This is a genomic window from Sphingomonas faeni, from assembly GCF_023195535.1.
Lineage (GTDB): Bacteria > Pseudomonadota > Alphaproteobacteria > Sphingomonadales > Sphingomonadaceae > Sphingomonas > Sphingomonas faeni_B.
In genome coordinates this window covers 86,227-111,521 of sequence record NZ_JALPNF010000003.1, presented here as the reverse complement: position 1 = coordinate 111,521, position 25,295 = coordinate 86,227, and the positions used below count along the sequence as shown (strand labels likewise).

The following is a 25,295-nucleotide window of genomic DNA, read 5'->3' as shown; positions in this document are numbered from 1 at the left end:
CGGCTAGCCCAGCCCCTGCTCTAATCCTCCCCCGCCAGGGGGAGGTGGCTGGCCCTTGCCAGACGGAGGGGGAGGAAAGGAAAACAGCCGTTCCGTGTCCTCCCCCTCCGTCACCTTCGGCGACACCTCCCCCTTGCGGGGGAGGATCGATCAGGAGCTTACGGCCGGAACGCACCGATGCCGGCGATCGCCATCTTCGGCTGAGCGGTGGCGACCGTCGTGAAGCCGAGCATCAGGTACCGCGCCGATCGCGCCTTCGCGAAGGTAATGCGCTGCGTTGCCCGCGCATAGGCGATGTTGCCGAACTCGCCCTCGCCCGCTGGCGTCCAGGTCTTGCCGTCCTCGCTCGTCTCGACGCGGTAGCGGCCCGGCGGCCCGGCGTCGGGCAGCGCCTGACGGGTCGGCGTCAGGCTGAACCCGGCCACCTGATCCGCCTTGCCCATGTCGATCATCAGCATCACCACGCTCGTCGGCGTCGGCGCAGGCGTCGTCCAGACGGTCGCGAGATCGTCGTCGAGCACCGCCTCCGCACCGGGCAATCCGGGCTTGACCACGCCCGCCAGCGATGTCTCGCCCGCGAAATCCGGCTTGCCCGCCTTCATCGGCAGACTGTGCTGGATCGCGCCCGCGATCGTCCACCCGGTCTTCGAGATGATCTTGTTGCCCGTCGCCTGCGACGCCGCAACCGCGACCGGCGCGACGCTCAGGAACAGCGAAACCTCGGTGATCGCCGGGCACGCCGGTGCCTCAACGATCCGCAGCCGCACGCGCCGCGCCGTCACCGGCAGGGGCAGGCGGATGATCCGCTGCGCACCGATGCACTCGTGCACCGCAACCTCGCGCCACGCGCCCTTCGCGTCGGCCACATCGATCGCGAACTTCGTGACGCGCACGCCGAGCGCCAGCGCCTCGCGGATCCGGATCAGGTCGAAGCGGCGCCCCGGCGGCAGGTGGAGCACCAGCGACGGCGTCTTCATCGCATCCGGTGTGCTCCAATAGGTGTCGGGATTGCCGTCGAGCACGTTGGCCGGCGCGAACCGGGCGCCGCGCGACGGTCCGCTCGCGACCGCACCCTTCGCAAGATCGGTCTTGAAGCTCGCACGCAACGCATCGCCGAACGACTTCAGCGACGCGAGATCGGGCTCCGCGATCAGCCCGCGACGATCGGGCGGCAGGTTGAGCATCATGTTGGTGCCGCGCCCGACCGACTCGTCGTGGAACTGCATCAGCCGCTGCGGCGACTTCACCTGGAGGTCCTCGTCGGCATGATAGAACCAGCCCGGCCGGATCGACGTGTTCGTCTCGGCCGGCCACCAGAGCGGCGCACCGCGCACGCCCGAATTGCCCTCGCTCTGCACATACGGATGGTTCGGCATCGTCGGCCAGCACGGATCGCCCGCGCGCCCGTCCTCGTTCCCGACCCAGCGGATATCCGCGCCGAGCGGATCGAAGGTGCACGCCATCGGCTGCAATTTGTGGACCAGCGCGATGATCGACGGCCAGTTGTAATATTTCGGCGCATCGATCTTCCGCGCCTCTCGCGCGCCGCCATAATAGCCATCGCCGCCGTTCGCGCCGTCGAACCACACTTCGAACAGCTCGCCGTAATTGGTGCAGAGATCGGTCAGCTGCGCACGGAAATAGTCGATATACGCAGACGTGCCGTAATCGGCTCGGTTGCGGTCCCAGGGCGACAGATACAGCCCGTAGGCAATCCCGCCGCGGCGGCATGCGTCGCCCAGCTCGCGGACGATGTCGCCCTTGCCGCCCTTGTACGGGCTGTTGCGGATGCAATGCTCGGTAAGCCTGGTCGGCCACAGGCAGAAGCCGTCATGATGCTTGGCGGTCAGGACGAGGCCGGTCAGCCCCGCGCTTTTCGCCGCCGCGACGATCTGGTCCGGATCGAACGCGGTCGGATCGAACAGCTTGGGGTCCTCGTCGCCATACCCCCATTCCTTGTCGGTCCAGGTGTTCAACGTGAAGTGGACGAAGCCGTAGCGCTCGCGCTTGTGCCAGGCGAGTTGGCGGACGCTCGGCGTTGCGCCCCACGGAGCTGGTGCACCGACCGGGGCCGCGGCGTTCGCGCGACCGGCAGCAGCGGTAGCGAGCGTACCGGCGATCAACGCGCGGCGATTGAGATCCAAGGTCATCGCGAAACTCCGGTGGTTGCTGGCGGCCGATCGGCAGGCGCGCGGCCAAAATCACGGTTGGGTGTGTCGCCCATCTCGAACACGAGCCGACCGCCGCGCACGATATCGGCATGCGCAATCCAGCTTTTCGTCCAGGGCCGGCCGTTCCACGTGACCGACTGGACGTACGGCCGACCCGCCGCATTGCCGCGCGCCTCGACAACGAGAGTCCGGCCTGCGCCGACGCGCATCTCCGCCCGGTCGAACAGCGGCGAGCCCAGCACATAATTCGCGCTCACCGGATCGACCGGGTACAGCCCGAGTGCGCTCAGCACGAACCACGCGCTCATCTGCCCGCAATCGTCGTTGCCGATGATGCCGTCTGGATCGTCCTTATACATCTCGGTCAGCAACCGCCGGACCATGGCCTGCGTCTTCCACGCAGCACCACAATACGCGTACATATACGCGACGTGATGGCTCGGCTCGTTGCCATGCGCATATTGGCCGACCAGCCCGCTGATGTCGGGCGGCGCATCCTTCGGGAGGGTCGACGGCGCGTTGAACAGCCCGTCGAGCTTCGCCTCGAACTTCGCATCGCCGCCCATCGCCGCGATCAGGCCGTAGACGTCGTGCTGGTTGAGAAACGTCGCCTGCCAGCCGTTGCTCTCGGTATAATCGCGCCACTTCGACGCATGGCCCAGCGCGATCGGATCATAGGGCGTGGTCCATGTCCCGTTCTCGAGCTTCGGCCGCGCGAACCCGATCGACGCGTCGAACACGTTGCGCCAGTTCCCGCTCCGCTTGCGCAACTGCGCGGCATCGGCGGTCGCACCCGCAGCATCCGCCAGATGCGCCGAGGCGTAATCGTCATACGCATATTCGAGCGTGCGCGAGACCGACTCGAACACCGTGTCCGCGGGGATGTAGCCCATCGTGTCGTACGGCTTGATCCCGAGGCTGTTGTCCATCGTAGGCATCGCGAAATCGAACGACCGGCGCCGCACGTTCGGCCACGCCGCGGCATAGTTCGCGGGCACGCCCTTCGCGCGCGCCTCGGCCATCACCGACACCGAATGCCAGCCGATCATGCACCCCGTCTCGACCCCCTGCAACGGCCAGACCGGCGGGCCGTACGGGCTCTGCTGCGTCTGCCGGATCAGGTCGCCGACCAGCTCCGCGGTCCGCTCGCGCTCGATCAGCGTGAGCAACGGATGCAGAGCGCGATACGTGTCCCACATCGAGTAGGAGCTGTACGCACGATCCTTGCCGGTCACCGTGTGCACCTGCCAGTCGAGCCCGACATAGCGGCCGTCGACATCGGAAAACAGCGTCGGCGCGAGCTGTGCGTGATACAGCGCGCTCGCCATGATCGTGCGCTGCGCAGGCGTGCCCCCCTCGACACTGACCGCGGCAAGCGCGGGCGCCCAACGCTTGGTCGCATCGGCCCGATAGCGATCAAAATCCCAATGCCGCGCCTCGACCGCTAGGTTCTTGCGCGCGCCGGCGACGTCGACCGCGGAGATTCCGGTGCGGATCACGATCGGCGAGGCGCCGGCGTCGTCATAGTGCAGCACCGCCTTGACGCGCTTGCCCGCGACGCCCTTCGCGTCCGCCGCCTGTGGGGCGTCGCCATCGCCGTAGAACACGATCCGGTCGGGCTTGCGCGACAGCTGCATCGCGAAGTGGATCCGCCGCCCCTTCGCCCAGCGGAACACGCGGCGGCTGCCGGTCAGCATGCCCGCCTCGTCGACGTTCAGCGAGGCGTCGTCGATCAGCACGCCATGATCCCATTTGTCGAGGATCAGATGCGACAGATCGATCAGGATATGCCCCGCGCCCGCTGGAAACACATGCCGCTGGATACCGGTCCGCTCGGTTACGGTCAGCTCCGCCCGCACGCCCGATTCCAGCGTCACGCGGTAATATCCCGGCTCGGCATGCTCGGCCGAGAAGCGCTGGCGATACCCCGCATCGGGATTGGCGAGCGTACCGGGCGTCAACTGCACCGGCCCCCGCGTCGGCACCACCAGCACGTCGAGCATGTCGCCGATCCCGGTGCCCGACAGATGCGTATGGCTGAACCCCATGATCGACGTGTCGGTGCGGTGATAGCCCGAGCACGCATCCCAGCGCTCGACATCGGTATCGGGGCTGAGCTGCACCATCCCGAACGGCAAGGTCGCGCCCGGATAGGTGTGGCCATGACCGCCAGTCCCGACGAACAGATCGGGGGCAGTCTGCTGTCCACGCGGCGTGGCGGCGAAGGTCGCACGCGCGGTCAGCGCAAGCGCACCGCTCCCGGCGAGGAGCATACGGCGGGAAATGGTCATGCGCGGACTCCGAGCAGTGCGGGATTTTTGGCAGCGATGTCGACGATCAGTTCGCCGAACAGTCCGTTGGCCCAGGCGAACCACGACCGCGTGAATTTCGCGCCGTCGTCTTGGTTGAAGGATTCATGCATGAACCCAGTGCCGCCATGCGTCGCCTTCAGCGCTGCCAGCGACCGCGCGACGGTCGCGTCGTCGCCCATCTCGAGCGCGTTCAACGCATGCATCACGATCGACATCGGCCAGATCTCGCGCAAGCCAGTATGCGGACTCCCGATCCCCTCCGCCGCCTTGCCGGTGAAGAAATACGCGTTGTCCTTGCTCCACGCGCGCGCCGCGGTGCGCCGCCAGAGCGGATCGTCGGATTTCACCGCACCGAGATACGCAAGCCCCGACAGGCTCGGCACATTGGCGTCGTCCATGAAGATCGCGTTGCCATAGCCATCGACCTCATACGCCCAGACCGGCTGGCCGTCCGCGCCTTTAGTCAGCCCATGCAACCGCAGCGCCGCCTCGACCTCGTCGGCCAGCGCGGTCGCATCCGCCGCCAGCGCAGCATCCGGCCGGGCGCGCGTCGCGAGTTCCGCCAACTGGCGCAGCGCACGGACCGCGAAGATGTTCGACGGGATCAGGAACGGGAGCACGCACGCATCGTCCGAAGGCCGGAACCCGCAGTGGATCAGCCCGACGGCGCGCGACGGCGGACCATAACCGTCGAGCGGCATGCTCTCGCCGACGATCGGCGACGACCGGCGGAAGCGATACGGCCCCGGCCCGTCCTTGCGCTGCTGCTCGCGGAACGTCCGGATCGACGCGCGCGCGCCGTCCGCCCACAGCGCATCGAACGGTGCGACGTCGCCGGTCGCCTGCCAATAGGCATGCGCGATCCACATCGGGTAGCAGAGCGAATCTATCTCCCATTTCCGCTCGCCGACGCCGGGCTTCATCACCGTGTCGTCGGTCAGCGACCAGCTCAGATTGGTCTTCGCCGAGGGATCATGCATGAACGCGTTGGCATACGGATCGATCAGGATGCACCGCGCCTGCCGCGCGATCAGCCCGCGGAACAGCGTCCGCAACGCCGGATCGCGCTTCGCCAGCGGCAGATACGGATGGACCTGCGCCGAACTGTCGCGCAGCCACATGCAGTCGATATCGCCGGTGATCACGAACGCATCGGGCTTTCCGTCGACCGACCCCATGAACACCGTCGTATCGAGAGTGTTCGGATAGCAATTGCCGAACATCCACGCGAGTTCGGGATCGGCGATCTTCGCCGACACGCGCGCGATCTCCGCCTCGACCGCAGCGCTGGTGTAGCGCCGATCGGCAAGCTTCGGACGCTTGCTGACGAACGACGGCGTGGCCGCCCGCAGCGGTCCGGCAAGCCCGAGCGCCGCGGCGCCCGCGATGAGCATGCGACGATCAATCATTTCGGCAGATCCTTGCTTCCCGTCACGGTGAAGACGGTCTCGACACCCGGCCCGTCGCCTGGCTGGCCGCCACCGATATGCAGCCGGTATTCGCCCGGCACGACACTTCGATTGCCCGCCGCATCGACGCTGCTCATCCCGCGCGGATCGATCGTAAATGCCACGCGCGCCGTCTGCCCGGGCTTCACTGTCGCGCGCCTGAACCCGACCAGTTGGCGCTGCAGCACGGGATCGTTGAAGCGCGGCTTCACCGCCGGCTCGGGCGGCACGAGATACGCCTGCACCACTTCGTCGCCCGCGAGCTTGCCGGTATTGCGCACCGGCACCTCGACGGTGAAGCTCTCGCCAGCGGCTATCGTACTGCGCGCGAGTTTGGGCGCGGCATAAGCGAACTGCGTATAGCTCAGCCCGTGCCCGAAGCCCCACAGCGGCGTGCCGGTGAAATACCGATAGGTCCGCTCACGCATGTTGTAGTCGATGAATGCCGGCAGATCGCGCGTCTTCGCGTAGAACGTCACCGGCAGTCGCCCGCCCGGATTGCTCTTGCCAACCAGCGTATCGGCGATCGCCTGCCCGCCAGCCTGCCCCGGATACCAGCCGACCAGGATCGCGTCGGCATGCGCCTTCGCCCAGGTCATCGCGACCGCGCTGCCGGTCATCAGCACGACCACCAGCGGCTTGCCGGTCGCCTTCGCCGCTTCGAGCAGACGCACCTGCGCGGCGGGAAGCCCGATATCGGTCCGATCGCCGCCCGAGAAGCCCGCCACTTCGATCTGCAACGCCTCGCCCTCGACCGCGGGCGACAGCCCGACGAACGCGACGATAGCGTCGGCATCCTTCGCCGCCGCAACCGCCTCCGCGACCTGCGCCTCCGCAGGCGCAGTCCAGTTCAGCCGCAGCCCCTGGTCCTCACCGCTATGCGCAAGTTCGACGCGGATCGAATGCGGACCAGCGGCCAACGTCACCGCCGCCTCGACGTTCTTCCCGCTGCCATCGTCGTCGGCGACCAGCTTGTCGTCGATCCACAACCGCGAGGGATCATGCCCCTTGCAGTCGAAACAGCGCGGCACGTCGAGCCGGAACACATAGTCGCCCGCCGCGGGTGCGATGATCGTCCCGGTCCAGCGCACCGAGAACGCGGCCGGGTCGATCCCCGATGCAGGCGCGGTGCGATCCCAGTCGAAGTCGATCGTCCGGTCGGCCCGCACGACCGGCGTGCCCGCGAAATCGCTCCCCCGGAAATATTCGCCGCGCAGCGCCAGCGCAGTATCGGGCACCGGAACGGGCACGCCCTCGGCGATGCTCGCCCCTTGCGCGTACCGCACGCCCGCAAATGACGTCCGCAGCGCCGCCAACGGCGTGATCGGCGCCGCCGCGGTACCATGATAATTCGCCTCCAGCACATCGACGCTGTCGGCATTCGGCCCGATCACCGCGATCTTCGCCGAGGGTTTCAGCGGCAGCACGCCGTTGTTCTGGACCAGCACCATCGCTTTCCGCGCCGCCTCCAGCGCCAGCGCACGATGCGCAGGCGTGTCGAACTCGGTCGCCTTGATCATGTCCCACGGACTGGTCGTCCCGAACGCCCCGCCGAGCATCCGCCGCACCGCGAACGTCCGCGTCAGACTCGCGTCGATCGTCGCCTCGGGCACCAGCCCCCGCCGCACAGCATCGCCGAGGGCCGCGTAGGTCTTCCCACAGTTGAAATCCATGCCAGCGGAAATCGCCGCCGCCGACCCGCTCGCATTATCGGGCCGGTAATAATGGTAATTCGCGATGTTCCCGACCGCGTCGCAGTCGGACACGATCAGCCCCTTGAAGCCCCATTGGTTCCGCACCGTCTCGGTCAGCAACGGCTTCGACGCGCAAACCGGCACGCCATGAATCGCGTTATACGCGCACATCGTCGACAGCGCCTTGCCCTCGGTCAGCGCCATCCGGAACGCGGGCAGGAACGTCGCCTCGCGGTCATGCGGGCTGATATCGACGTCGAACCCGTCGCGCCCCGCCTCGGGCCCGCTATGCGCGGCGAGATGCTTCGGCGTCGCGATCACCTTGGGATGCGCAAGGTCCGGCCCCTGCAGCCCGCCAATGAACGCCACCCCCAGCCGCCCCGTCAGATACGGGTCCTCGCCATAGGTCTCCTGCCCACGACCCCAACGCGGATCGCGGAAAATGTTGATGTTGGGCGACCAGATCGTCAGCCCCTGATAGCGCGCGCGATCCCCCGCCGGCAGCGCGTTGGACTTCGCCCGCGCCTCGGTCGACACGACATCGCCGACACGCCTGAGCAGCGCCTCGTCCCACGTCGCGGCCAACCCGATCGCCTGCGGGAACACCGTTGCGACGCCGTTGCGCGCGAGCCCGTGCAGCCCCTCGTTCCAATAATCATACGCGGGCAGGTTCAGCCGCGGGATCGCCGGCGCGACGCTCTGCAACTGCGCCGCCTTCTCGTCGAGCGTCATGCTGCGCACCGCCGGATCGACCGTCTGCGCGAGCGCGGACGTGGCGAGCAGGGCGGCGAGCGGGGCAGCGAACAGCGCATTGCGGATCATGATGTAGCCTTGGTCGGGACGGTCGCGCCGAACAGGCTGCGGACCGAGAGGGCGTGTTGGAGCGTCGCGAGCGATGCATCGGAGCGGACGGAAATCGTCACGGTGTCGCCGGCGGCGAGGTCGAAGGCATTGTCGGACAGCGTCGCGTCGCACTCGCCGAAGTCGATCCAGACGCCCCGCGCGAGCGACCTGGCCGAGACGGTCAGCGCATAGCCGTCGGGGCTAGCGACGATGGTCGCCTTCAGCGCGGGATCGGCCAGCGCGACGTCTTTCGCCTTGGCGAAATAGACGAACTGCCGCGCGACGACCGTGCCATCCACGGTCACATCCGCCACCGCGAAGGTCCGCGACGGATCCGCCTTGCCGAGGAGGTCGGCATCGGCGAAATTGCCCAGCGGCATCGCCGCGAGCGGCGCCGCATCGACCGCCCCGCCGCGTTCCGACAGCAGCGTTCCGTCGCGGTCGATCACCCGCAGGCGCCAGCGCGCCGGGAACGCCTCGCGCTTGTCGGAGATCAGCGTGACGACGGTGTTGCCCTTGATATGCTGCGCGCCGATTGTGACCGGCGCATAGAAACGCCGGGCGCGGTAATGGCTCGCCTTCCAGCGATTGTGGAAGTCGATGCTGCCCCAGGCCTGCCCCGCCCAGATCGAGTTGACCAGTCCGGGCCAGCTGTCGTTGAGCGTCCAGTACAGCGTGCCCATGTTCTGCGGACGCGATGCGCGCTGGTGGATCACCGCCATCTCCAAGCCTTCCGCCTGGAGCAGTTGCGACAGATAGATGTACTCGACGAACGACTTGGGCTCGCCGTAATCGGCGCGGATATAGCCGAGGATGCGGCCGTTGCCCTTGCCGCTGTCATACGCGCTGCCGGCGATCTGGACCGGCATGTCCTCCGGGCGACGCGCTCCCAGCATCTCGCGCGTGGTGCGCAGGCCGGGCATCGATTGCAGCCCGAATTCGGACATGAAGCGGTTTTCGGTGGTCAGGTAATCCTCGAGCGGAGACCGCGCCCAGACATCCCAGTAATGCACGTCGCCATCGGTCTTCACTTCGGAAATGCCGTCGTAATCGGTGGTCGGCGAACCACCCCAATAAGGGGTGCTCGGCGACAGCGTGTTGACGACCGCACGCAGATCCTTGTCGAACAACCGGCGGAGATGCGCGCCGAACGCCTCCTGCCCGTCCGGCCCGAGCGCACGCGCGAAGGCCTTGCGGTCGCTCCAATTGTCCCACCCGGTCTGGACCTCGTTATTGCCGTTCCAGATCACCAGCGAGGGGTGATCGCGAAGCCGCCGGACCTGGTCGATCGCCTCCAGCCGTGTGCTCTCGCGCAGGGCGGCGTCGTTGGCGGGCAGCGCGTTGCCGAACATGAAATCCTGCCACAGCATCAGCCCCAGCCGGTCGGCCTTGGCGAACACCGCATCGTCGGGATAATAGCCCCCGCCCCAGATCCGCAGCATGTTCATGTTCGCCGCGACCGCCGCCTCCAGCACCGCATCGGTGCGCGCCGCGGGAACGCGCGACGCGATGCTGTCGGCGGGCTCGAGGTTCGCGCCCTTGGCGAAGATCGGCACGCCGTTGATCACGAACGCCATGCCGCGCCCCCAGCGATCGGGATCGCGGCGCAGTTCGACGGTACGCAGTCCGATATCGTGCGTCGCAGTGCCGAGCACGCGCCCCGCCTCGGTGACCGTCGCGGTGACCGCGTACAGATCGGGCTTGCCATACCCGACCGGCCACCAGCGCTTCGGGCGTTCGATCCGGACCGGCAGCACCACCGGATTCAGCCCCGCAAACAAAGTCACGCGCCGGTCGAGCCGTTGCGTCGTGCCGTCGGGGCCGGCGATATCCACGCGGACGTCGACGGTGCGCGGTGTCGCGGCGTCGATCTCCACCGCCGCATCGAGCACCGCGACGCTGTCGTCGAGATGCACCTGCGCGACATGGAAGTCGCTCAGGCGGAGACCGTCATACGCCTCGATCCGGACCGGCTTGCCGACGCCGATCGTGACGATCCGCGGCGCGAAGTCCCAACCATAATGATAGGCCGCCTTGCGCACGTAATTCGCGGTCTGGCGGCCCTTGGGCTCGTCGCCGAACGCCGTGTCATAGGCCCCCGGCAGCGGCACCTTCTCGGCCAGCGCGCGCGGCAGGAGCTTGCGGATCGGCGATTCGAAATCGATCTCGATGACGTTGCGACCAGGCTTTAGCAGCGCCTTGGCCGCGACCCGCCAGCTGCGGAACATGTTGTCGGCGCGGAGCACGGCCGTCCCGTTGACGCGGACGGTCGCGAACGTGTCGAGCCCGTCGAAGGAGAGATCGACATTCGCCCGCGCCAGCGTCGCCGGATCCAGCGTGAAGACGGTCCGATATTGCCAGTCGGACAGCCCGACCCATTGCGCGGCACGTTCACCCTCGCCGACCCACGGATCGGCGAGCAAATGCGCGGCAAGCAGGTCGGTCTGCACCGATCCCGGCACGCGTGCGGGCAACCAGCGCGTCGCCGCCTTGTGCGCGGCCGCGTTGGCATCGCCCGGTGCGAGGCGAACCTCCCATCCGGTATCCAGCACGCGCGTGATCGGCCCCGCCGCGGGCCGCGCCGCGGGTTCCGCGAGCGCCGGGGCCACCATCGCGAGGCCGATCACGACCAGCAGGATTCGACCGACGCGGATCACTTGGGAACGACTTGCCCGGCCAGTGTCCGGATCGTCAGCGCACGTTTCAGCGCCGCCGTCGACGTTTTGGACGCTACAGTCACCGTAACGGTCTCCCCCGGCAGCAGATCGAACGCATTGTCGGAGGGCGTCGCCTCGACCTTGCCGAAGTCGAGCCACACCGCGCGCGCCAGCTTGGTCGCGGTCAGTGTCAGGCGATCGCCTTCCCATGTCGCGGTCAGGCCCGGATCGGGCAGCGTCATTGTCTTGGGGGCCGCCGACAGCAGCGTGCGCGAGACGACGCGGCCACTTACCAGCAATTCCGCCACCGCGATCGTCCGCGCTGGATCGCCGCCCGCGAACAGCGTCGCATCGGGCAACGTCGCGACAGCCGTTGCGGACAATGGCGCGACCGTCGCCGGCGTCTCGCTCGTTGCAAGCACCTTCCCGTCGACGTCGAGCGTCCGCATCCGCCACACCGCCTCGGTCGGCGTCGTCGCGTCGGAGATCAGGCTGATTTTGGTCGACCCGTCCTTGCGCTCGGCGGCGATCGCCAGCGGCGCGTAGAAATGCCGCGCGCGGAATTGCAGCGCCTTCCAGCGACCGTAATAATCGATGCTGGCCCATGACGCGCCCGGCCAGACGTCGTTGATCTGCCAGAACAGCGATCCCATCGTCACCGGCCGGCAAGCGCGGTGATGCAGCGCAGCGAGTTCGATCCCCTCGGCCTGCATCACCTGGCTGAGATACACGAACTCGGCGAAGTCGCGCGGCTCGCGGTATTTCTCGCGGATGTAGAACAGCAGCCGGTCGTTGCCCTCGCCCTTGAGGAACTTCTGGTGCGCCTTCATCACCGGCGAGGTCGGCGAGAAATCGGCGTCGGTCGCAAACGTCCGGATCGTCTTCATCTCGGGCATCGACTGGAGGCCGTATTCGGACATGAACCGCGGGCAGCTGTCGAGATACGCCTCGACCGGTTTCTTGCCGCCCCAGACGTCCCAATAATGCCGGTCGCCATCGCCATCGATGTCGGGCTTGTCCTCGTAGTTGCTGCTCGGCGAGCCCGGCCAATAGACCGCGTCGGGATCGCGGCGCTCGGCGGCATCGCGCAGCACGCGGTCGAAGATCACCGCCATGCCGACGCCGATCCGCTCCTGCTCGTCCGCACCGACCGCCTTCTTGTACGCGATCCGGTCGGACCAGTTCGCCCAGCCGCTGAGCACTTCGTTGTTGCCCGCCCACAGCACGATCGAGGGATGCGCCTGGAGCCGGTCGACCTGTTCCTCCGCCTCGATCCGGACGGTCTCGCGGAAGTCGCGGTCGGGCGGTGTGACGGACCCACCGAACATGAAGTCCTGCCACACCATCAAGCCCATCTGGTCGGCGATGTCGTAGAACGCGTCGTCGAGATAATAGCCGCCGCCCCACACGCGGATCATGTTCATGTTCGCGTCGCGCGCGCCGGCCATGACGGTGCGGATCTGGCTCTCTGGCACGCGCGCGGGAAACATGTCGAACGGGATCAGGTTCGCGCCCTTGGCGAACACCGGGATGCCGTTGACGACGAACGCGAAGCCACGCCCCTGCGCGTCCTTCTCGCGGCGCAGTTCGACGGTGCGCAGGCCGGTGCGGCGCTGGACGGTGTCGATCGTCGCGGTACCGTCGGTCAGCGTGGCCTTGACGGTATAGAGCGGTTGCGCGCCATAGCCCGCCGGGAACCAGCGCTGAGGATTGGCTATGCTCACCGGCACCGCGACATGACTCGCGCCCGCCGCGACCGTGACGGTCCGTGCCGCCTGAGTCACCTGACCGTCGGGCCCGGTCACCGCGACCTGCACGGTGACGGGGCGCTCCTCGCCCGCGACCACGTCGAGTTCGGCCGACAGCCGCGCCTCGGTCTTCGTCAGCGCTTCCTGCGTCACGCGAAACGCCTCGATCCGCGCGTCGTCCCACGCCTCGATCCGCGCCGGACGCCAGATCCCCTGCGTGACGATCCGCGGGCCCCAGTCCCAGCCATATTGGTATTTCGGCTTGCGGATATAGGGCGAGGTCTGCTTGCCCATCGGCTCGTCGCCATAGATCGAATCATATTCGCCGGGCAGCGGATGCGCGGTCTTCAGCACCATCGGCTGCAACGTGCGGATCGGCGAGCGGAAGGTGATCAACAGGTCGTTCGCACCCGGCTTCAGCACCGCCTTGACCGGCACGCGCCAGCGCCGGTGCGCGTTGTCCGCGGCGAGCAACTTCGTCCCGTTCAGCCGCACCTCGGCAAACGTATCGAGTCCGTCGAACACGAGGTCGATATGATCGCGCGCGAGCTGCCCGGCGGTCATCCGCAAGGTCGTGCGATACTGCCAGTCGGTCAGCCCGACCCACTGTATCTTCGCCTCGTTCAGCCCCTTGTACGGATCGGGCACGATCTTCGCGGCCATCAGGTCGGTCTGCGCGCTGCCCGGCACGGTCGCGCGCAACCAGCGTGCCGCCTTGGGATGCGCCTTGGCCGCAGCCGTGTCGGCCGGATCGATCCGCATCGACCAGCCGCTGTCGAGCGCGACGCTGGTACGTGGTGCGGCCCAGACGGGGGTGGCGGCGCTCGCGAGCAGGAGAAGTACAGTCCAACGCATCAGTTCGTCTCCGTCAGCGGCATCGATTCCACCGCGTAGATCGGTGACTCGAGCGACTGGGTAAATTGCAGGCAAAGGTCGGCGTCACCCTTCCCCTCGGGAAGTTTGCCGCGGAACGTCATGCGGTTGGGGCTCGTCGCCGGGTCGGGCAGCGGGAAGGTCGCCGCGATCGTCCCCCTGCAGCCGCCCGCGCGCACGACGAGTTCGCCGTACATCGTCACCGCATAATGCGGCACCAGCTTGCTCGCATCGTGCGCCAGCCCGTAATGCCGGGCGAGCCGCGCGACATCGACGCTGAAGCCGCGCGCCATGTCGAGCGGCGCGGCCGGATACATCGTGCACGAATCGAAGATGTTGATGTTGTACACCGGTGCCAGCGCGGTCGCCTCCGCGGTCAGCGGTACGCGCAGGTTGAGCGATCCGCCCGGGCACGCGACCATCTCCGAATTCGACCGGCGCAACAGCGCGGCACGGCTCATCTCGAACAGCCGCGGCACCGCAGTCGGGCGCCCGTCGCTGGTGAACGCAGCCGCGCGAACGACCACGCCAGGCTTGAGCGACAGCGGCGACGCATAGGCCTTCGACCGCGCAGTCGGCGCCGTGCCGTCGAGCGTGTAGCGGATCGTGCCGTACCCCGCCTGCGTCGCCAGCGTGACCGGCACCTTGCGCGCCCGCAGCGCATCGCCGCGCGTGCCCTGCACCGCGAAGTCGACCGCGAACGCGCTGTCCGCCGCCGCGATTCCGGCCCGCGCATACCGCCCCATCTGAGGTTCCAGCCGCGCGACGAAGCCTGCATAGTCCTGTGTGGTTTTCGGCGACCATGTCCGCTCGGCCAGCGCCGACAATCGCGGGAACGTGGCGTGCTCCAATTGTTCGGGCGTCACGAAATACTCGCTGAACGCGTTGATCTGCGCGCCCAGCACATGCTGCGCCTTGTCGGACGCAAGGCCCTTCGGCTCGGGCTCGTATTTGTAGAGATCGGCGAGCGTGACGATCGCATCGCCGCCCGAGATCCGCCCCGCCGGCTCGTCGCTCCGGGTGCTCTGCAGGCTGTCGAGATACAGCGTCGGCGCGGGGCTGAGCACCACGTCATGGCCCTGATTGGCGGCCTCGACCGCGCCCTTCTCGCCACGCCACGACATCACCGACGCGGACGGCGGCAAACCGCCCTCCAGGATCTCGTCCCACCCGATCATGCGGCGGCCGTGCTTTGCCAGATACTCGCCGAGCTGGTCGATCATCCAGCTCTGCATCTGCATCTCGGTCTTCAGCCCGAGCGCCTTCATCTTGGCCTGCACCGCGGGCGACCGCTCCCATTGGTCCTTCACCGCCTCGTCGCCACCGAGATGGATGAACTGCGACGGAAACACGTCCATCAGCTCGTCGAGGACATGCTTGATGAAGGTCATGCTGCGGTCCTCCGGGCTGAACAGCCACGGGTTCACGCCCCAGTCGTGGCTGACCGCGGGACGATCGCCGAGCACGCCGACCTCCGCCGGATAGGACGCCACCGCCGCTTGCGCATGCCCCGGCAGGTCGATCTCCGGGACCACCGTGATCGCGCGATCCTTCGCATAGGCGACCAGCGCCTTCAGTTCGGTCTGCGTATAGAATCCACCGACCTTCGGCCCCGGCGCACCACCGCTCGACGGCGGCGTGCGCCAGGCGCCGATCCGCGTCAGATCGGGATAGCGCTTGATCTCCATCCGCCAGCCCTGATCGTCGGTCAGATGGAGATGGAGTACGTTCATCTTCTGCGCCGACAGCTGATCGACCATCGCGTACAACGTCGCCATCGGCACGAAATGCCGCGCCGGATCGATCATCAACCCGCGCCATTTGAAGCGCGGCGCGTCGCGGATCGTCATCGCCGCCAGCGTGACCGGCTTGCCGATCGCCGCATCGGGGCTGAGCAACTGCGCCAGCGTCATCGCGCCGTGGACGAGGCCCGCATCACCGCTCGCCGCGATCGTCACGCCGTTCGTGTCGACGGTCAGCACATAGGCTTCGTCACCCGCGACGCCTGCATCCCGCACGAACCGGATCGGCCCGGCGCCCGCGTCGCCCGCCAGCGTCAGGCCGCGTACGACCTTCACCTGCTGCACCAGCAACCGCGCCGCCGTCTTCGCCCCCGCATCGGTCGCGACGATCCCTGCCCCTCCGCCGATCGTCAGCGTCCCCGCCCGAGTCTCGATCGATGCCGGCATCGGAATCAGCTTCGGGCCCTCGGCCAGCGCCGCGGAGGACGTCATCAACAGCGCGAATGCGAGCGGGCGGAAACGGATCATGAAGGAGCCTTCGGCAATTGCGCAGGATCGGGCGGATAGGCGGCCGACCCCGCCTTGAACGGTTCATAGTCGCGGACGACGCCGCCGGCGCGCGCGCCCTCCGCGGTCAGGATATCGACCGTCACCGTGACGGGCGAAAGGCGACCCGCCCACGATGCGGAAACCTTCGCCGTGCCACCCGGCGCGATCACCGGCAGCGCCTCCTCGCCCTCGCCGAGCAGCACGCGATCGCCGCCCATCGCGCGCCAGTGCAGGCGCGCACTGATCAGCGGATAGGACGGCAACGCATCCTTCGCCGGCCCGGCGACGGTCGCGGTAAAGCCGGTCGGCATCTCCCCCGCCATCGTCAGGTCGACGGTCGCCGACACCGCGCGATTGGCGGCCTCCCACGCGAAATAGCTCGGGCGACGCTGGCGATCCGGATCGACCAGCCCGTGATCGACATAGCCGTCCGCAAGCCCCGCGAAGAGGTTCTTGTTCGACCGGTAATCCGAATAGCTCCAGAAGATCGCGGCACCGACCCACGGCCGGCTCGCGAACGCCGCGAGCTGATCCTTGAGGTTTTCGGTGCGCGCCACGTCGGCGCTCGCGCTGTCCTTCGAGAACGGTCCGGGCCAGCCGAATTCGGAGATCACCAGCATCCGGTCGGGATAGGCTTTGCCGAACGCGTCGAGCCACGGACCAACGCCCGACGCCGCGCCGCTCCAGGTGCCGAAATAGGCATTGGCCATCACGAAATCGGCCTCGACCAGTGCGGGCACGCGGACCGGCCGGATCGCGATCTCGGAATCCGCGAAGGTGACGAACCGGCCGGGATCGATCGCGTTGATATGCGCCTTCATCGCCTTCACGAACGCGAGCCCCTGCGGCGTCGCGGCCTCGCTCTCGTTCATCACGCTCCACGCGAGCACGCTCGGGTGATTGCCGCTCTCGGCGATCATCTCGGCCATCATCGCCTTGGCGCGGACCAGCAGCCGCGGATCGCCCAACTGCGCCGCGGTCATCTGCCAGATCGGGATCTCGGGGATCAGCAGCATGCCCGCGCGGTCCGCCGCGTCGAACACGCTCTGCGGCTGCGGGTAATGCACCGGCCGCGTCAGCGTCACGTGCAGCGCGGCGAGATCGCGCATGTCGTGCAGGATCGTCCCGCGCGTTTCCGCGGCACCCTCCCACGGCGAATCCTCATGCCGCGTCACGCCGGTAAGGCGCACCGCGACGTCGTTGACGTACAGCCGCCGGTCGCGCAGCGCGAGCGTGCGCAGGCCTATGGTATCCTCGCGCCGGTCGAGCACCACACCCTTCTCGTCGCGCAACTCGGCGACGATCCGATAGAGTTTCCCCGCCCCGATCTGCCACCGTTGCGGCTTGGCGATCGTCAGCGCAGCGTCTGGCATCGCCGCCGAAGACGCGGCCACCGTCACACCCGCGAAAGCGCGCGCAGCCAAGCGGCCGTCGGGATCTATCGCACTCGTCGTCAGCGAAAAATCATGGGGCTTGCTGTCGACATTCTCGATTCTGACGCCGCTCGTGACGATCGCGCTGTCGGCCTTCAGAACCTGCCGGATACGCTGGCGGCGGATCAGCCCGCCCTCGGCAATCCGCAGCGAAACGTCGCGCGTGATCCCGCCGCTATGCCACCAATCGTACCAGACGTTCCCCGAACCCTGGAGACGCATCGCATAACCCGGAATCGTCGCGAAGCCCGGCCGATCGTCGGCAGACACGACGATCCGGTTCGCTCCCGGCTTCAACACCTTCGAGACGTCGATATCGAACGCGGTATGCCCGCCCTCGTGGCTACCGACGAGCGTCCCGTTCACCCACACCCGCGCGGCGTAGAACACCGCGTCGAAATGCAGTTCGAGATGCTTGCAGACGATCGCCTCGGGCACCACGAGCGTCCGCGCATACCAACCGACGCCCTCGGCACCCGCACTGCGCAACAGCGGCCAGCTATGCGGAACAGCGACGCTTTCGGCTCCCGCCGGATCGGCTTTCAGCCACGCTGGATTCAACGACGCCGGGTCGGCCGGCGCATCCTTCGCCAACCAGAAACTCCACCCCGCATCGAGGCCGATCTGTTCCGCCGCGGCGGGCAGCGGCACCGATAGCGGCACCAGCATCAGGACGGCCGAGGCGAACCCGACACCGTAATGTCCGATCCGCCGCAACCCCGCCCTGATACATCCCGATATCATGCGTGCCGTCGTACTTCCGTCGAGGAGGGTGGCGCGCCGTTTTCGGCGCGCCCAGACGTCACATCCGGAACGATACCGATGCCGCAAAGGTGCGACCGTTCTTGTAGAACGCGGTCGGACGATCGCGCGTCGTATTATACTGGAGATAGGTCGCGTCGAGCAGGTTCTGCGCGTTGACCGACAGCGTGATCGCCGGCGTGATGTTGAACCCGGCCGAGAAATCGAGCTGGTTGTACGGTGCCACCATCTCGCGCGATCCCAGACGACCGATCGTCCGGAAATACGCGGTGCGGTAGTTGTAGCTCAGCCGCGCCTGGAACGGCCCACTCTCGAAATACGGGATGATGTTGACCGTGTGCTTCGACAGATACGGCAGGTTGAGCTCGGCGCCGGTCACGTCGATCGACGAAGTGCTGCTGTCCTGGTACGAATAGTTCGCCTGGAGACCGAAGCCGCCCCAGATCTCCGCCTGGCCCGAGACGAGCGCGCCGTTGACCTTCGCCTTGGCGCCGTTGATCGGCTGGCTGACGTTGTAGGTCGTGATCCGGTTCTGCAGCGCGTTGAAGTAATCGACGTTCTGGCGCGAGCTGATGATGTAGTTCTCGATATCGCGACGGAACAGCTCGACCGCGAGCAGCGTACCGGCGCGCGGATACCATTCCGCGGTCAGTTCGTAGTTGGTCGACTCATACGGCTTCAGGTTCGGGTTGCCGCCGCCGCCATCCAGCGTCGTGTCGTTGAGCGTCGTCGCCGCCGCCAGATCCTGATAGCGCGGCCGTGAGATCACGCGCGCCACGGCGCCGCGGATGATCACCTGCGGGTTGACCGAATAGGCGATGTTGAGGCTCGGCAGGAACTTCATATAGTCGGTCGAGGTCCGCGTCGGCACCGGCTGCGGGTTGACGACCCCGCTTGGCGTCGTCGCGAAGTTCGACACATCGCGGGTGTAGACCAGACGCCCACCGATGTTGCCGCGGAACCCGCCCTGGTCGAAATTCGCCTGTGCGTAGGAGGCGATGACCGTCTCCTTGACCTTGGTCGACGCGCCGACCTTGGTCACCAGCGGGCTGTTGATCGCACCGGCGAGGATGTCGATCACCGACTGCTCGGGCAGATTGAGATAGCTGGTGGCGTTGCCGAGGCCCCCGCTGCCATCGAACGTGCCGCTCGGCGTGAGCGATACGGGAACGCCGAGCTGCGCGATCGTCTGCGAGCTGGTCAGGTAGGTGTTGACGCCGCGTGCATCGATCTTGTTGACGTGATCGGTCACCCGGCTGCCGAGCAGGATCTCGGTGAACGGCCCGAACGAGACCGGGATCGTCGCGTCATAGCCGCCGAAGATGTCGCGGTCGGTCGTGACGCTGTAGTCGAGCCCACCGATCTGCGCAGCGTTCAGCTGCGTGCCGTTGATGACGACCGGGCGGCCCTCGATCTGCGCGGGGTTGTTGTTCGGGTTGGTGAAATAGTTCGCCGGATCGGTCTGGTCGCCGACGAAGTTCACCGTCGCGGTCGTGTCGGTGAAGGCATAGCTGTACGGCAGCTTGGTCTGGACGTTGAACAGATATTCCGGGTTACGCCCGCCGGTCGCCTTGCTCCAGCCACCCGCGAACGACACCTTGGCACCACCATCGCCCTCATAATCGGCGAAGAAGTTGAGGTTGTCGGTCTTCAGCTTGGTCTTGCGTACCAGCGTGTCGAGCTGTGCGGATTGGCTGTTCGCGGCACCGAACGATGCGCCGGTGACGACGCCATTGCTGATCGTCGCCGACTGCAACACGTCGCCGGTCCAGGCGCCGGGGATGGTGTACATCGACTGGCTGGAATTGTTGTAGTTGCCGTCGATGTGCAGGCCGTTGAGCGTGAACGTCAGATCGGACGACGGACGATACTGGACCGTTCCCGACACGCTCTTGCGCTCGCGCGTCTGCTGGAAATACGCATAGTTGATCCCGAACGGCGACGCCGCGTTGTAGAGATCGGCGATCGTGCCGCCGGTGATGGTCGCGCCCGGGCTCTTCAGGCTCAGCGTGCCGTCCTGCGCACGGTTGACGAACGGGCTGTTGCGCGTGCCGTCCGCATTCGCCGCGACGTTGTCATAGCCAAAGAACTCGACACCCGAGCGCGTCAGGCTCTGCTTGTCGTAAGTCGCGGCGACGAGGATGCCGAACGTCTCGTCCTTGTTCTTCCAGCTGTACAGACCCGAGCCGCGGACATTACCCTTGTCCGAACGGTCATTGTACGAATAGCCGCCCGAAGCGAAGATCGCGTTGGCCTTCAGGTCGAGCGGGCGACGCGTGCGGACGATGACCGTACCGCCCAGGCTGCCTTCCTCGATCCGCGGCTCGGGCGACTTGTAGACCTCGAGGCGGTCGACCAGCTCGGGCGCGAGCAGCGAATAGTTGAACGTGCGGCTCGACGGATCGTTGTCGTTGCCACCCCAATCCGCCGAGGCCAGCGCATGGCCATCCAGCAGCATGCGGTTCAGCGCAGGATCGGTACCGAGAATTGCGACCTTCTCGCCCTCGCCGAAGCGACGGTCGATGCTGACGCCGGGGATGTGCGACAATGATTCAGCGACGTTGCGATCGGGGAACTTGCCGATGTCCTCGGCGGAGATCACGTCGACGACCGCGTTGGCGTTACGCTTAACCGCAATCGCGCTCCGCAAACTCCCGCGGATACCGGTGACGACGATGTCCTGGTCGGCATCGACGGTGGCGGGTACACCATTCTGCGTATCCGAACCGGCAGGCGTTGTCGTTGGGGGCGTGGTCGTCGGGGGCGTGGTCGCGACCTGCGCCATCGCCGATGGGGCGAAGAGGGAACCTGCAAGACCGAACGTGATCGCGCTCGACGCCAACAAAACCTGCTTACGGAAAACCATCGTCAAAGCCCCTTCCCAATCGACGCCGCGGCGTCATCCCGACCCGGAAACTCCGCGTCACATCCACCCTTACCGCTGGTACTATTTTGGTCGCTATATGTGCGGTCTGGTACGGATATCGTATAACCAATTTGATTACGAAATCCATCGGTAATTACAGTTTGGTTACCATGCGGCGGAACTTTTGCGACGATCGGTTAAGTCGCTGTTTAATCGGGATTTATATGTGACGAACCCGTTCGGGGTGGATTGGCGGCCGTCCAGGATCGGTCATGGTCGCAATACCTTTTCTTGCTTTGTGATTGCCACTTTGTCGTTGAACACGCCGACTCGATCGGCCAGACGTAATAAAATTACGACCAATCGAAAGCCGGCGAATGACCCTCGAAATCTGCGTCGACGACATCACCGGCGTCGATTCGGCGGTTTCGGGGGGCGCCGACCGCCTCGAGCTCTGCGCGGCGCTGGCGCTCGGCGGATTAACCCCGACCCCCTCGCTGATTGTCGCAGCACGCGACCTGCCCATCCCTGTCCATATGCTCGTCCGCCCGCGTGAAGGGGGCTTCCGGTACAGCGCCCGCGAAGCCGCATTGATCGCCGCGGACATCGCCACGGCGGCTGACGCGGGGCTGGCGGGGGTCGTGATCGGCGCCAGCGCGGCGGATCATAGTCTCGACATCCCTCTTCTGGCGCACCTCGTCGACCATGCGCGAACCTACGGCGCGGCGCGCGGGTCACCGCTCTCGCTGACGCTGCACCGCGCGTTCGACCTCTGCCCGGACCTTCCCGCAGCACTCGAGACCGCGATCGCGCTCGGCTTCGATCGGATCCTGACCTCCGGCGGCGCGCCCAAGGCGGCCGACGGCGTGCGGATGCTGGAGGCGCTCCATCACGCCGCCGCCGGACGGATCGTCATTCTGCCCGGCAGCGGCATCGATGCGAGCAATGCGACCCGCTTCCTCGATGCCGGCCTGCGCGAGGTTCATGCGTCGTGCGGCGCCACGCTCTCGCCGACCGAAACGGATGACGATACCCGCGAACGCCAATTCGGGTTCACCGCGCCCCATCGAAGAGTCACCGATGCACACCGTGTCCGCGACCTGAAGATGGTACTCGATTCCTTCGATCCGTAACCCGCTTGAACAATACCAATATATAACGTATCCCATTCCCCTGCTGTCGGTTCGCGCTTTGCAATGCTCGTGCCAACACCATTGAAAGTCGCGTCCATGTCCTTTTCGACAAGCATTGGCAGGTTCCGGGATGGCAATCCCGCGCCGTTGTACGTCCAGCTTCAGCAGTTGATCCGCGATGCGATCAACCGCAACGTGCTGGCCAAGGACGACGCGCTCCCGGCCGAACGCGATCTTGCGATAGAATACGACGTGTCGCGCATCACCGTCCGCAAAGCGATCGGCGGGCTGGTCGAGGAAGGCCTGCTCACCCGCCGGCGCGGCGCAGGGACGTTCGTCGCAACCCGCGTCGAGAAGAGCTTCTCGAAGCTGTCGTCCTTCTCGGAGGACATGCAGTCGCGCGGTCGCACGCCGAGCAGCGCGTGGGTCAGCCGCACGATCGGCATGGTGACGCCCGAGGAATCGCTGTCGCTCGGGCTGTCGCCGGGCTCTGCGGTGTACCGGTTCCAGCGCATCCGCTACGCCGACGACACGCCGATGGCGCTCGAATATTCGACGATCGCCGGCTACTGCCTGCCGACGATCGATGCCGTCCAGGACTCGTTGTACGAGGCGCTCGAAGCGGCCGGCAACCGTCCGGTCCGCGCGCTGCAACGCCTGCGCGCAGTCCATTTCAGCCCGGAGCATGCCAAGATGCTCGGCGTCGATGCAGGCCATGCCGGCCTGTTCATCGAACGCCGCGGCTTCCTGCGCGATGGCCGGGCCGCCGAATTCACCCAATCCTATTACCGTGGCGACGCCTACGATCTCGTCGCCGAACTCAACGACATCTGACGCCGGCGCACGGGCGCCGGCCGGGGGGCATACCGTGACCGAGATTACTACTGCGTCGACGCCGACGCTGATGTTCAGCGAAGCCGCCGAAGCTGCCGATGCCGTCGCGCGGCTGCTCGCCGCCAACCGCGAGGCGCTGGCGGCACTCGGCGAGCGTCTCCGCGCCGCGCCGCCAGCCGTGGTCGTGACGTGTGCGCGCGGGTCGTCGGATCATGCAGCAACTTACGGCAAATACCTGATCGAGACTCTGCTCGGCGTGCCGGTCGCGTCGGCCGCGCCGTCGGTGTCGTCGGTCTATGCCGCACCGATGGCACCCGGCACCGCACTGGTGATCGCGGTATCCCAGAGCGGTCGGAGCCCCGATCTGCTCGCCACCGTGTCCGCCTATCAGACGGCCGGCGCGCATGTCGTCGCGTTCGTCAACGACGAGTCGTCGCCGCTCGCCGAGATGGCCGACACGATGATCGCGCTGAAGGCCGGGCCTGAGCGTTCGGTCGCGGCGACCAAATCCTATATCTGCGCGCTCGCGGCATTCGCAGCCCTGACCGCGGCGTGGTCGCGGAACGACGCGCTGACCAAGGCGATCGACACGCTGCCCGACATGCTGGCGCTCGCGTTCGGCGCGAACTGGACGTCGGTGGTCGATGCGCTGGCCGACGCCAACAACCTGTTCGTGATCGGTCGCGGTTATGGCTACGGCATCGCGCAGGAAGCGGCGTTGAAGCTCAAGGAAACCTGCGCGCTTCATGCCGAGGCGTTCAGCGCCGCCGAAGTCCGCCACGGGCCGATGGCGATCGTCAACGACGGCTTCCCGGTGATCGCGTTCGCTACCTCCGACGCCGCGGGCGATGGCGTGCGCGACGCCGCCGCCGAGTTTGCCGCACGTGGCGCCCGCGTCTGCCTCGCCGATGCGAAGGCGAACGGCGAAACCGCCCCCGCCGCCTACACCGCGCATCCGGCGATCGAGCCGATCCTCATGATCCAGAGCTTCTACCGCATGGCCAATGCCCTCTCGCTGCGTCGCGGGCTCAACCCCGACGCGCCGCTGCATCTCAGCAAGGTGACGAAGACGGTATGAGCGAGTCCCAGTTTCATGTCGTCAACGGCACCGTCGTCACGCACGACGGCCTGCTGAACGGTGCGACGATCCGCGTCGTCGGTGACCGGATCGCGTTGATCACCCCGCTCGAGCGGATCGCGTCCGAGGCGATCGACCTTGGCGGCGGCTGGCTCGTCCCCGGGTTCATCGACACGCAGGTCAACGGCGGCGGCGGCGTGCTGCTCAACGACCAGCCGACCGTCGAAGGCATCGCCGCGATCGGTGCCGCGCATGTGCCGTATGGCACGACCGCGTTCATGCCGACGCTGATCAGCGACACGCCCGAGGTGATCGCGGCGACGCTCGACGCGATGGACGCGGCGATCCTCGCCGGTGTTCCCGGTGTGGTCGGCGCGCATATCGAGGGCCCGTGGATCAACCCGTCGCGCAAAGGGATCCACGATTCGGCCAAGTTCCGGCTGCTCGACGATGCGATGATCGAGCTGCTGATTCGTCCGCGCAAGGGTCGCGTGATGGTGACGCTGGCACCCGAGCTGACCGATGCGGCGTCGATCGCGCGGCTGGTCGAGGGCGGCGTGATCGTCAGCGCGGGCCACACCGATGCGGACTATGAGACGATCATCGATGCGGTCGGCGCGGGCCTCAGCGGGATCACGCATCTGTTCAACGCGATGTCGCCGCTGCTCCACCGCGCGCCGGGCGTGGTCGGCGCCGCACTCGACGATCGCCATGTCTATTGCGGGCTGATCGCCGACGGTCTCCATGTCCACGACGCGGCGCTCCGCCTCGCGCTCAACGCACGGCCCAACGACCGGCTAATGCTGGTCAGTGACGCGATGCCGTCGGTCGGCGCGGTCGACAAGGATTTCCGCCTGCAAGGTCGACTGATCCATGTCGAGGACGGCAAGTGCTTCGGCGAGGACGGGACGCTCGCCGGCTCCGATCTCGACATGGCCGGCGCAGTCCGCAATTTCGTCGCGCGGACGCACGCCGATCTGCCGACCGCTGCGGCGATGGCGGCGACCAACCCCGCCGCCTTCCTCGGCCTCGGCCATGAGCGTGGTGCGCTCGCCCCCGGCTTGCGCGCCGACTGGGTCGCGCTCACCGCCGACCTGATGCCCGCGGGTACATGGATCGGCGGCCAACTGGTCGCAGGCAGGACGTAAAGCC

13 protein-coding genes are annotated in these 25,295 nt (G+C 66.9%); 4 read left to right on the top strand and 9 right to left on the bottom strand.

Going from position 1 to position 25,295, the window contains the following annotated elements; all coding sequences use genetic code 11:
* Positions 1–158: 158 nt before the first annotated feature.
* Genes SPHN_RS07750 through SPHN_RS07710 form a run of 9 tightly spaced genes read right to left on the bottom strand, consistent with a single transcriptional unit; the run spans position 159 to position 21,098 of the window.
* On the bottom strand, positions 159–2,150 hold the full coding sequence (locus tag SPHN_RS07750; RefSeq protein ID WP_248522574.1) for an alpha-L-fucosidase: 1,992 nt from the start codon (positions 2,148–2,150) through the stop codon (positions 159–161).
* Positions 2,147–4,462 carry a GH92 family glycosyl hydrolase gene (locus SPHN_RS07745; protein ID WP_248522573.1) on the bottom strand — a complete coding sequence of 772 codons (2,316 nt, stop codon included), beginning with the start codon at positions 4,460–4,462 and terminating at the stop codon, positions 2,147–2,149. The genes SPHN_RS07750 and SPHN_RS07745 overlap by 4 nt, the downstream gene beginning before the upstream one ends.
* Positions 4,459–5,892 (bottom strand): glycoside hydrolase family 125 protein, encoded by a 1,434-nt coding sequence (locus tag SPHN_RS07740; protein WP_248522572.1) that lies wholly within the window; start codon positions 5,890–5,892, stop codon positions 4,459–4,461. The genes SPHN_RS07745 and SPHN_RS07740 overlap by 4 nt, the downstream gene beginning before the upstream one ends.
* Entirely contained in the window at positions 5,889–8,447 is a 2,559-nt protein-coding gene (locus SPHN_RS07735) for a glycoside hydrolase family 3 protein (RefSeq protein WP_248522571.1), read from the bottom strand. The genes SPHN_RS07740 and SPHN_RS07735 overlap by 4 nt, the downstream gene beginning before the upstream one ends.
* The gene (locus SPHN_RS07730) at positions 8,444–11,125 is read right to left on the bottom strand and encodes a beta-mannosidase (RefSeq protein ID WP_248522570.1); all 2,682 of its coding nucleotides are present in this window, start codon (positions 11,123–11,125) and stop codon (positions 8,444–8,446) included. The genes SPHN_RS07735 and SPHN_RS07730 overlap by 4 nt, the downstream gene beginning before the upstream one ends.
* Positions 11,122–13,728 carry a beta-mannosidase gene (locus SPHN_RS07725; RefSeq protein ID WP_248522569.1) on the bottom strand — a complete coding sequence of 869 codons (2,607 nt, stop codon included), beginning with the start codon at positions 13,726–13,728 and terminating at the stop codon, positions 11,122–11,124. Before SPHN_RS07725 ends, SPHN_RS07730 begins: the two co-directional genes overlap by 4 nt.
* A complete protein-coding gene (locus SPHN_RS07720; RefSeq protein ID WP_248522568.1) occupies positions 13,728–16,016 on the bottom strand; it encodes a beta-N-acetylhexosaminidase in 2,289 nt (762 codons plus the stop codon). The genes SPHN_RS07725 and SPHN_RS07720 overlap by 1 nt, the downstream gene beginning before the upstream one ends.
* Complete coding sequence (locus SPHN_RS07715) at positions 16,013–18,214, bottom strand: glycoside hydrolase family 2 protein (RefSeq protein WP_248522567.1); 2,202 nt, start codon at positions 18,212–18,214, stop codon at positions 16,013–16,015. The genes SPHN_RS07720 and SPHN_RS07715 overlap by 4 nt, the downstream gene beginning before the upstream one ends.
* A gap of 58 nt (positions 18,215–18,272) precedes the next feature.
* The gene (locus tag SPHN_RS07710) at positions 18,273–21,098 is read right to left on the bottom strand and encodes a TonB-dependent receptor (RefSeq protein ID WP_248522565.1); all 2,826 of its coding nucleotides are present in this window, start codon (positions 21,096–21,098) and stop codon (positions 18,273–18,275) included.
* Between the two features lie 377 nt (positions 21,099–21,475).
* Here SPHN_RS07710 and SPHN_RS07705 point away from each other — a divergent pair, with 377 nt between their 5' ends.
* From SPHN_RS07705 to nagA, 4 genes are all read left to right on the top strand, one after another.
* Positions 21,476–22,231, top strand: coding sequence for a copper homeostasis protein CutC (locus SPHN_RS07705; protein ID WP_248522563.1), 756 nt, complete (start codon positions 21,476–21,478; stop codon positions 22,229–22,231).
* A 96-nt stretch (positions 22,232–22,327) separates the two neighbouring features.
* Positions 22,328–23,065 (top strand): GntR family transcriptional regulator, encoded by a 738-nt coding sequence (locus SPHN_RS07700; protein ID WP_128455172.1) that lies wholly within the window; start codon positions 22,328–22,330, stop codon positions 23,063–23,065.
* 70 nt (positions 23,066–23,135) lie between these two features.
* A complete protein-coding gene (locus tag SPHN_RS07695) occupies positions 23,136–24,143 on the top strand; it encodes an SIS domain-containing protein (RefSeq protein ID WP_248522969.1) in 1,008 nt (335 codons plus the stop codon).
* Positions 24,140–25,291: an N-acetylglucosamine-6-phosphate deacetylase gene (gene nagA / locus SPHN_RS07690; RefSeq protein ID WP_248522555.1), complete on the top strand. Its 1,152-nt coding sequence runs from the start codon at positions 24,140–24,142 to the stop codon at positions 25,289–25,291. Before SPHN_RS07695 ends, nagA begins: the two co-directional genes overlap by 4 nt.
* The last annotated feature ends 4 nt before the right edge of the window (positions 25,292–25,295 follow it).